An 8411-nucleotide genomic window follows, 5' to 3' on the forward strand; every position below is an offset into this window, starting at 1 on the left:
CTGTCAGGGCGGCGGGCCGCTGCCGGAAAGGCCAGGACATTGTAAGAGGCGGCGGCGGGATCCGGTTGGCGCCGTGTCGGCTGGGGCATGCGGCATCTCCTTGGCCGCCAGGCGGCCGGCGAGTTTGTTAAAAACGGAAATGATAGTTATTTTTATTTCAATCCACAAACACACGGCTGGCGTGGCCTGCGGCCGCGTCCCGCGTCAGGCTATAGCGCGCGGCCGCAGGCCACGCCGGAGGCCCAGGCCCACTGGAAGTTGTAGCCGCCCAGCCAGCCCGTCACGTCCACCGCCTCGCCCACGAAATACAGGCCGGGCAAGGCCTTGGCCTGCATGGTCTTCTGGTCCAGCCCGCGCGTGTCCACCCCGCCGCGCATGACTTCGGCTTTCTTGTAGCCGGCCGTGCCGCTGGGCACCAGGCTCCACTGGTGGATATCCTGCGCCAGGGCGCGCAGGGTCTTGTCGGGCGCATCGGCCATGCGCAGCGCGGCCAGGCCAGGCCGCCCGGCGCGTTCGGCCAGGTGCAGCCAGGCATCGGCCAGGCGGCGCGGCCACAAGCCGGCCAGCACGGTGTGCAGCTGCTGCCGGTTGCCCGACTTGAGGGCCAGCAGCTCGGCAGCCAGGTCGCGTCCCGGCGCCAGATCCACCACGATGGGCTCGCCCGGCTTCCAGTAGCTGGAAATCTGCAGGATGGCCGGGCCCGACAGCCCGCGGTGCGTGAACAGCAGGTCTTCGAGGAATTCGCCGCGCGCCTTGCCCTGCCCCGTGCGCAGCCCCACTTCCAGCGCCACGCCGGCCAGCGCGGCCAGCGGCTGCCACTGCGCCGGATCGAAGGTGAGCGGCACCAGCGCCGGACGCGGCTCCACAACCTTCAGCCCGAACTGGCGCGCGATCTTCAGGCCGAAGTCGGTGGCGCCCAACTGCGGGATCGCCATGCCGCCCGTGGCCACGACCAGCCGCGACGCGCGGATCACGCCCTGGGCGGTGCGCAGCTCGAAGCCCTGCCCGTCGCGCGCCACTTCCGACACCGGACAGCCCATGCGCCAGCGCACGCCGCCCGCGTCGCATTCGGCGCGCAGCATCTCGATGATGGATTCACTGGAATCGTCGCAGAACAACTGGCCCCGATGCTTTTCGTGCCAGGAAATGCGGTGGCGCCGCAGCAGCGCCAGGAAATCCTGCGGCGTGTACCCCGCCAGCGCCGAGCGGCAGAAGTTCGGGTTCTCGGACAGGAAATTGGCGGGGCCCGCGCCCAGGTTGGTGAAGTTGCAGCGCCCGCCGCCGGAGATGCGGATCTTCTCGGCCAGGCGCTGCGCATGGTCGACCAGCGCCACGCGCAGGCCGCGCTGGCCGGCGACCGCCGCGCACATCATGCCGGCGGCGCCGGCGCCGAGTACGGCTACGTCGAACATCGGGACTCCCGGACCGCGCCGGGCCCTATTCTTCTTTCAGGCAATCGACGTAGTAGCGCCTGGCCCCGTCGGCCCCCACTTCCTCGGCCAGGCCGTGGATGTAAGTCTCGAAGCCCGGAAAGCGCTCGTTGAACTCGCGCGCGAACTGCAGGTACTGCACGATGGTGCGGTTGAAGCGCTCGCCCGGGATGAGCAGCGGAATGCCCGGCGGATAGGGCGTGAGCAGCACGCCCGTGACGCGGCCTTCGAGCTGGTCGATCTCCACGCGCTCCACCTCGCGGTGCGCCATGCGTGCAAAGGCGTCGGACGGCTTGAGCGCCGGCACCATGTCGCTCAGGTACATCTCGGTGGTGAGGCGGGCCACGTCGCGCTCGCGGTAGGCCTGGTGGATTTCCTGGCAGAGGTCGCGCAGCCCCATGCGCTCGTAGCGGCGATGGTCGCGGCAGAATTCCGGCAGGATGCGCCACATCGGCTGGTTGCGATCGTAGTCGTCCTTGAACTGCTGCAGCGCGGTCAGCAGCGTGTTCCAGCGGCCCTTGGTGATGCCGATGGTGAACAGGATGAAGAACGAATACAGGCCGGTCTTTTCCACCACCACGCCATGCTCGGTGAGGTATTTGGACACCAGCGCGGCGGGGATGCCCGTCTCGCCGAAGCTGCCCGACATGTCCAGGCCCGGGGTGATGACGGTGGCCTTGATGGGGTCCAGCATGTTGAAGCCTTCGGCCAGGTCGCCGAAGCCGTGCCAGTGGTCGTTGGACTCCAGGATCCACTCGTCGCGGTTGCCGATGCCTTCGGACACCAGGCGGTTGGGGCCCCACACCTTGAACCACCAGTCGTTCTTGCCGAACTCGGACTCCACCTTGCGCATGGCGCGGCGGAAGTCCATGGCCTCGCGGATGCTTTCTTCCACCAGCGCGGTGCCGCCCGGCGGCTCCATCATGGCCGCGGCCACGTCGCAGGAGGCGATGATGGCGTACTGCGGCGAGGTGGACGTGTGCATGAGATAGGCCTCGTTGAACACGTTGCGGTCCAGCTTGCGGGTCTCGGATTCCTGCACGATGATCTGCGAGGCCTGCGAAATGCCGGCCAGCAGCTTGTGGGTGGAGTGCGTGGCGAAGACCATCGCGTCCTTGCTGCGCGGACGGTCCTGCCCGATGGCGTGCATGTCGCGGTAGAACTCGTGGAACGACGCGTGGGGCAGCCACGCCTCGTCGAAATGCAGCGTGTCCACGTAGCTGCCCAGCTGCTGCTTGATCATCTCCACGTTGTAGATCACGCCGTCGTAGGTGCTCTGCGTCAGCGTGAGGATGCGCGGCTTTTTGTTGACCGCCTCACGCGCGAACGGGTTGGCCTCGATCTTCTTGCGGATGCTGTCGGGGTGGAACTCTTCGAGCGGGATCGGGCCGATGATGCCCAGGTGGTTGCGCGTGGGGCGCAGGAACACCGGGATCGCGCCCGTCATGGTGATGGCGTGCAGGATGGACTTGTGGCAATTGCGGTCCACCACCACCACGTCGCCCGCGGCCACGTTGGCGTGCCACACCACCTTGTTGGACGTGGACGTGCCGTTGGTCACGAAGAAGCAGTGATCGGCATGGAAGATGCGCGCGGCGTTCAGCTCGGATTCGGCCACCGGCCCGGTGTGGTCCAGCAACTGGCCCAGTTCGTCCACCGCGTTGCACACGTCGGCGCGCAGCATGTTCTCGCCGAAGAACTGGTGGAACATCTGGCCCACCGGACTCTTCAGAAAGGCCACCCCGCCCGAATGGCCCGGGCAGTGCCACGAATAGGAGCCGTCCTGGGCATACTTGACCAGTTCGCGGAAGAACGGCGGCGGCAGGCTGTCCACGTAGCTGCGCGCTTCGCGGATGATGTGGCGGGCCACGAACTCCGGCGTGTCCTCGAACATGTGGATGAACCCGTGCAGCTCGCGCAGGATGTCGTTCGGGATGTGCTCGGACGTGCGCGTCTCGCCGTACAGATAGATGGGAATGTCGGCGTTGCGGAACCGCAGCTCGCCGATGAAGGCGCGCAGGTTCTTGATGGCGCTGGCCACATCCTCGGGCGAATCGACGTCGAACTCTTCATCGTCGATCGACAGGATGAAGGCGCTGGCGCGGCTCTGCTGCTGGGCGAAGGAGCTCAGGTCGCCGTAGCTGGTCACCCCGATCACCTCGACCCCCTCGGCCTCGATCGCCGAGGCCAGGGCGCGGATGCCCAGGCCGGACGCGTTCTCGGACCGGTAGTCCTCGTCGATGATGAAAATGGGGAAGCGGAATTTCATGCGGGCGCTCCTGGGGGTAAGGCGAAAGGGACGCGTAACGGATGGGTGGGACGCGAGGTGCGGACGCGAGTGTACTGCGTGTGGAAAGCCGCGTGATGACAGGCCGCGCCGGCATCCGCCGGCCGGCCCGGCGCAATGGCGGCATTGTAGGGCGGTTTTGGAGCGGGAACAGCCCGGCCGCGCCGTCCGGCTCAGCGGATGGTCTGCGCCTGGCCCTCTTCCATGGCGGCGCGGAACAGCTCGAAATAGGGAGGAATGGCTTCGGAGGCGCCATAGCGGATGCGGCGCTCGACCTTGGCGATGGCGCAGAAGCAGACTTCGGCTTCGGGTTCTCCGCACACCAGCACGACGGGGTCTTCGTCGTCGCAGACCTCGTACAGGCCGCCATAGGCGCGGCGCGCCACCTCGTACAAATAGGCGGCGGCCCCGACGGTCTGCATGGGAGTGAGGGCGAGCGTCCCGAGATGGGCGGCCTCCAGGGCTTCGTCCAGGGCGCTCACGCTGGCCAGGGAATAGTCCAGCGCGGCGCCGGTGGAACCGGCGGCCCGCACGAAGTCCTCGGCGGCATCCGTCACGCGCTCGACGAACTCGGCCTGCACTTCGTCACGCGTTGCCTCCTGGTTTATCTTGAGGAAACCGAACATCAGCGTCTCCTTTGCGAAAACCGCAAACGGCGATGAACCATTTTATATGGCGGGTATGCCTATACTGTCCCGAATCGCCCATTCCGTTTCCTATTCCCAACACTCCGTGCCAGATTCCCAACACTCCGGATCCGGGCCCGCGGCCCAGGTGCGCCGCCTCGTGCCCGCGGATGCCGCGGCATTGCGCCGTCTGCGCCTGGACGCCCTCGCAGAGGCGCCCGAATCCTTCGGATCGAGTTACGAAGAGGAACATACGCTGACACTGGAAGACATCCGCGCATGGATCGCGCCGCCCGACGATGGCGCGCTCTTCGGCGCTTTCCTGGAGGACGGGCTCGCCGGCATCGCCGGCGTGTCGCGCCAGCGGCGCCTCAAGATGCGCCACAAGGCCCATGCCTGGAGCGTGTACGTGGCGCCCCGATGGCGCGGCGCGGGCCTGGGCCGGGCGCTCATGCTCGCCGTCATCGCGCATGCGCGCGGCATGCGCGGCATACGGCAATTGCAGCTCAGCGTCACGGCGCACAACCAGGCCGCGCTGGCGCTCTACGCCAGCCTGGGCTTTCGCGAATACGGCCAAGAGCGCGAAGGGCTGTGCGTCAACGGCATCTACTACGACGAGAAACTGATGGCGCTGCCGCTCTCGTAGGGCGGCACGCCTTCCCCGCGGGCCGCGCAGCCGGTACCATGGCCGGCACCCGTCCACCCCTTGTTTGCGCGCAGATGAATCTCCTGGTCAACATCGACGTTCCCGATCTCGCCCGCGCCATCGCGTTCTACCGCGACGCCTTCGGATTGCGCGTCGCGCGCCGCCTGGGGCCGGCGGCCGTCGAGCTGGACGGTGCCGCGGTGCCGCTGTATCTGCTCGAGAAAAAAGCCGGCACGCGGGCCGCGAGCGCCACCGGCCAGACGCGCGACTACCGCCGCCACTGGACCCCCGTGCACCTGGACGTGGTGGTGGACGACGCGGACGCCGCGGTGGCGCGCGCCGTGGCGGCGGGCGCCATCCTGGAAGATCCGGCCGTCTCGCACGCCTGGGGACGCATTGCGCACCTGAGCGACCCTTTCGGCCACGGCATCTGCATCCTGCAATTCCTGGGACGCGGCTATGACGCGCTCGCGCCCGCCGCGCCCGCCTGCGAGCCGGTGTCGGAATCGGATTTCGAGGCGCTGCTGGCGCTGCGCATCGAAGCCATGCGGCCCAGCCTCGAACACCTGGGCCGCTTCGACCCGCAGCGCGCGCGCGACCGCCTGCGCAGCACCTTCCGGCCCGAACACACGCGCTACATCGTCAGCGGCGGCGAACGCGTGGGCTTCTATGCGCTGCGCCCCGACGGCGACGGCCTGCGGCTCGACCACTTCTACCTGCGCCCCTCCGCCCAGGGACAGGGGCTGGGCAGCGCCGTGCTGGCCGAGCTGCTGCGCCAGGCCGACGCCCGGCGCCTTCCGGTGCGCCTGGCTGCGCTCAAGGAAAGCGCGTCCAACCGCTTCTACCGGCGCCACGGCTTCGTCCAGACCGGCGAAGGCGAATGGGATATCGAATACTGCCGCCCCGCTCCGCCCGGAACGCGCTGACTCCGCGTTCGGCACAGCCGGCGCGCCCCTGAGCGCGCCCGAAAGCGCCGCACGCGCTTCGCGGGCGGGCCTACGTCCTGGGCAGCGTGACGCCGCGCTGGCCCTGGTACTTGCCGCCGCGATCGGCATACGAGGTTTCGCAGACCTCGTCGCTTTCCAGGAACAGCATCTGCGCGCAGCCTTCGCCGGCGTAGATCTTGGCCGGCAGCGGCGTGGTGTTGGAGAATTCCAGCGTGACGTGGCCTTCCCATTCAGGCTCCAGCGGCGTCACGTTGACGATGATGCCGCAGCGGGCGTAGGTGCTCTTGCCCAGGCAGATGGTGAGCACGCTGCGCGGAATGCGGAAATACTCCACCGTGCGCGCGAGCGCGAACGAGTTGGGCGGAATGATGCAGACATCGCCCTTGAAGTCCACGAAGGACTTCTCGTCGAACTGCTTGGGATCGACGATGGTGGAATTGATGTTGGTGAAGATCTTGAATTCGTCGGCGCAGCGCACGTCGTAGCCGTAGCTGCTGGTGCCGTAGCTGACGATGCGCCCGCCATTGGCCGTGCGGACCTGCCCCGGTTCGTAGGGTTCGATCATGCCGGCCTCGGCCTGGCTGCGTATCCAGCGGTCGCTCTTGATGCTCATGGTGGGGGTGCCTGGTAGGGAATGGGCGTCATTTTATCCCGAGCGCGCCGCCGCGCCCGGGATCACTGGCCGAAGAACGTCCGGTACACCAGGGCGATGCCGTTGACCGAACCGCCCTTGAGATCCAGCGACAGCCCCCGCGCCAGCCGGTAGCTGGCCCGGCCCACCGTGTCGCTGCCGGCCAGGGCCTGCTCCACGCTCAGGGTGATGCCATTGGCGAAAGACTTGCTCGCCACCAGGAACTGGGTGGCGAGCTCGCTGTCGCTGTCGCGGTTCACGTCGCCGGCCACGGTGCGGTCCGGCAGGATGCTGCCCGAGCTGCCGATGGCGCCGGTGCGCACGCTCACGTCGTCCAGGCCGAACTGTTTATAGAAAGGCTGCCCGCCCCCCAGCAGCGCCGTGCCCACCGACACCAGCAGGGCCGCGTCGCTGCCGCTTTCGTCGGGGCCCGCCCCAGCAGCAGCCAGGAAAGCTTTTCGACGTCGCTCACGTCGGGGTACGACACCAGGTCGATGCGAGGCCGCTGGGCCGTGCCCACCACTTTCACGCCCGCCTCCACCTGTTCCCCGGTGCGCAGGGCCTCGATGTCCAGCAGCGGATTGTCGAGCCTGCCCTGGAACGTCAGGGTGCCGCGCCGCAGGCGCAGCTTCTGGCCATAGGCCTCGATGCCGCCGCCGCGCGTGTGCAGCGCGCCCACGCCGGTCAGGCGACCGTCGCGCATCTGGATCTGGATCGCGCCGATCAGGCCCGCGTCCAGCCCCATGCCGGTAATGTAGAAACGCGGCCCCATGTCGAACTTGAGGTTCATGCTGGTTTGCAGCGGCGGCGACGCGTCCGCGGGCTCGTCGCCGGGATGGTGCACCTTCACGTCGTCGTCCAGCGAGGGCACGCCCTGCAGGATCTCCAGGCTGAACCAGCCGGCGTCCGCCTTCAGGTCGCCGACGATGTCCAGGCGCGGCATGGCGGCGGTCAGTTCGACGGTGCCCGACACCATGGCGTAGCGGTCCGAGCGCTGCAGAGCCGGAAAACGGTGCAGCACCACGCGCACGTTGCCGCCGCCCTGCAAGAGGTTCCAGCGGCCCTTGGCTTCCACGTAACCGTTCTTGGCGTCCGGATCTTCGGTAATCCAGGTCTTGGTGCGCCATTCCGCCGGCATGACGCGCAGCGAGGCGGGAAAGCGCAGGCTGTCGAGCACCAGCGAGTCGCCGTCCAGGCGCGCCGACAGCGTGCCGTCGATGAGCCGCACGCCATCGTCGATGCGCACCACGCGCAGTTTCTCGCCGCGGACGGAGCCGGTGGCCGACCATTTTCCGGCCAGCGTGCCCTGCGCCTTCAGGTCGGCCTTGAGAGTGCCCCCGATTTCCATGGTGTCGCCCACGAACAGCCCCAGCCAGGCCAGGTCGGCGATGTCGGCGTCGATGTCGCGCCGCAGCGGCTGGCGCGGATCGAGCGCCATGCCGCGCCGGCGTTCACGGCCAGCACCGCGCTGGCCGTGCCGTTGATCGCGCCCATTTTCCGGGTGGCCAGGTTCAGGCGGGCGTCCAGCCGGCTCGAACTGGCCGATGCGGGCGTGGCCTGCACCTCCAGGGCCAGGGTGCGCACGCCCAGCGGAATGGGCGGATCGCCGGGAATGAGCAGGTCGCCGTCGCGGCGCGCGACGCGCACGCGCCCGGCCAGCCGGCCGTCGAACTTGAGGTCCCAGAGCACGTCCAGCGCGATGCGCCGCTGGTTCTCGGCCACCATCGCGTTCACGCGCTTGGGGCCTCTGTCCAGGCGCGCCGCGGCCTGGGGATCGACGCGGCGATGATCTGGCGGGCCATGGCGGCCGTGATGACCAGGTTGTCTGCGCCGCCGGCGTCTCC

The 8411-nt window shown here is 68.4% G+C and carries 6 protein-coding genes and 1 pseudogene; 2 read left to right on the forward strand and 5 right to left on the reverse strand.

Annotated features, from left to right (window positions below; translation table 11 throughout):
* Positions 1-209 precede the first annotated feature (209 nt).
* The 3 genes from AD428_RS01920 to AD428_RS01930 all read right to left on the reverse strand — a co-directional run bounded on the left by AD428_RS01920 (position 210) and on the right by AD428_RS01930 (position 4343).
* Positions 210-1412, reverse strand: a complete 1203-nt coding sequence (locus tag AD428_RS01920; protein ID WP_053243961.1) for an NAD(P)/FAD-dependent oxidoreductase — start codon at positions 1410-1412, stop codon at positions 210-212.
* Positions 1413-1437: 25 nt separating this feature from the next.
* Positions 1438-3699 (reverse strand): arginine/lysine/ornithine decarboxylase, encoded by a 2262-nt coding sequence (locus AD428_RS01925; RefSeq protein ID WP_053243962.1) that lies wholly within the window; start codon positions 3697-3699, stop codon positions 1438-1440.
* Positions 3700-3890: 191 nt separating this feature from the next.
* Positions 3891-4343: a hypothetical protein gene (locus AD428_RS01930; protein ID WP_053243963.1), complete on the reverse strand. Its 453-nt coding sequence runs from the start codon at positions 4341-4343 to the stop codon at positions 3891-3893.
* Between the two features lie 160 nt (positions 4344-4503).
* Between AD428_RS01930 and AD428_RS01935 the strand changes: the two genes are divergently transcribed.
* Both AD428_RS01935 and AD428_RS01940 read left to right on the forward strand, forming a co-directional pair.
* A complete protein-coding gene (locus AD428_RS01935; protein WP_255352163.1) occupies positions 4504-4989 on the forward strand; it encodes a GNAT family N-acetyltransferase in 486 nt (161 codons plus the stop codon).
* 74 nt (positions 4990-5063) lie between these two features.
* On the forward strand, positions 5064-5915 hold the full coding sequence (locus AD428_RS01940) for a GNAT family N-acetyltransferase (protein ID WP_053243964.1): 852 nt from the start codon (positions 5064-5066) through the stop codon (positions 5913-5915).
* 70 nt (positions 5916-5985) lie between these two features.
* On the opposite strand, the gene dcd is transcribed toward AD428_RS01940, so the two are convergent.
* Together dcd and AD428_RS01950 are read right to left on the reverse strand one after the other, a co-directional pair.
* Positions 5986-6549, reverse strand: coding sequence for a dCTP deaminase (gene dcd / locus AD428_RS01945; RefSeq protein WP_053243965.1), 564 nt, complete (start codon positions 6547-6549; stop codon positions 5986-5988).
* A 62-nt stretch (positions 6550-6611) separates the two neighbouring features.
* A pseudogene (locus AD428_RS01950) lies at positions 6612-8411 on the reverse strand (translocation/assembly module TamB domain-containing protein); the annotation flags it as partial.

It is taken from the genome of Achromobacter sp. DMS1 (assembly GCF_001270295.1).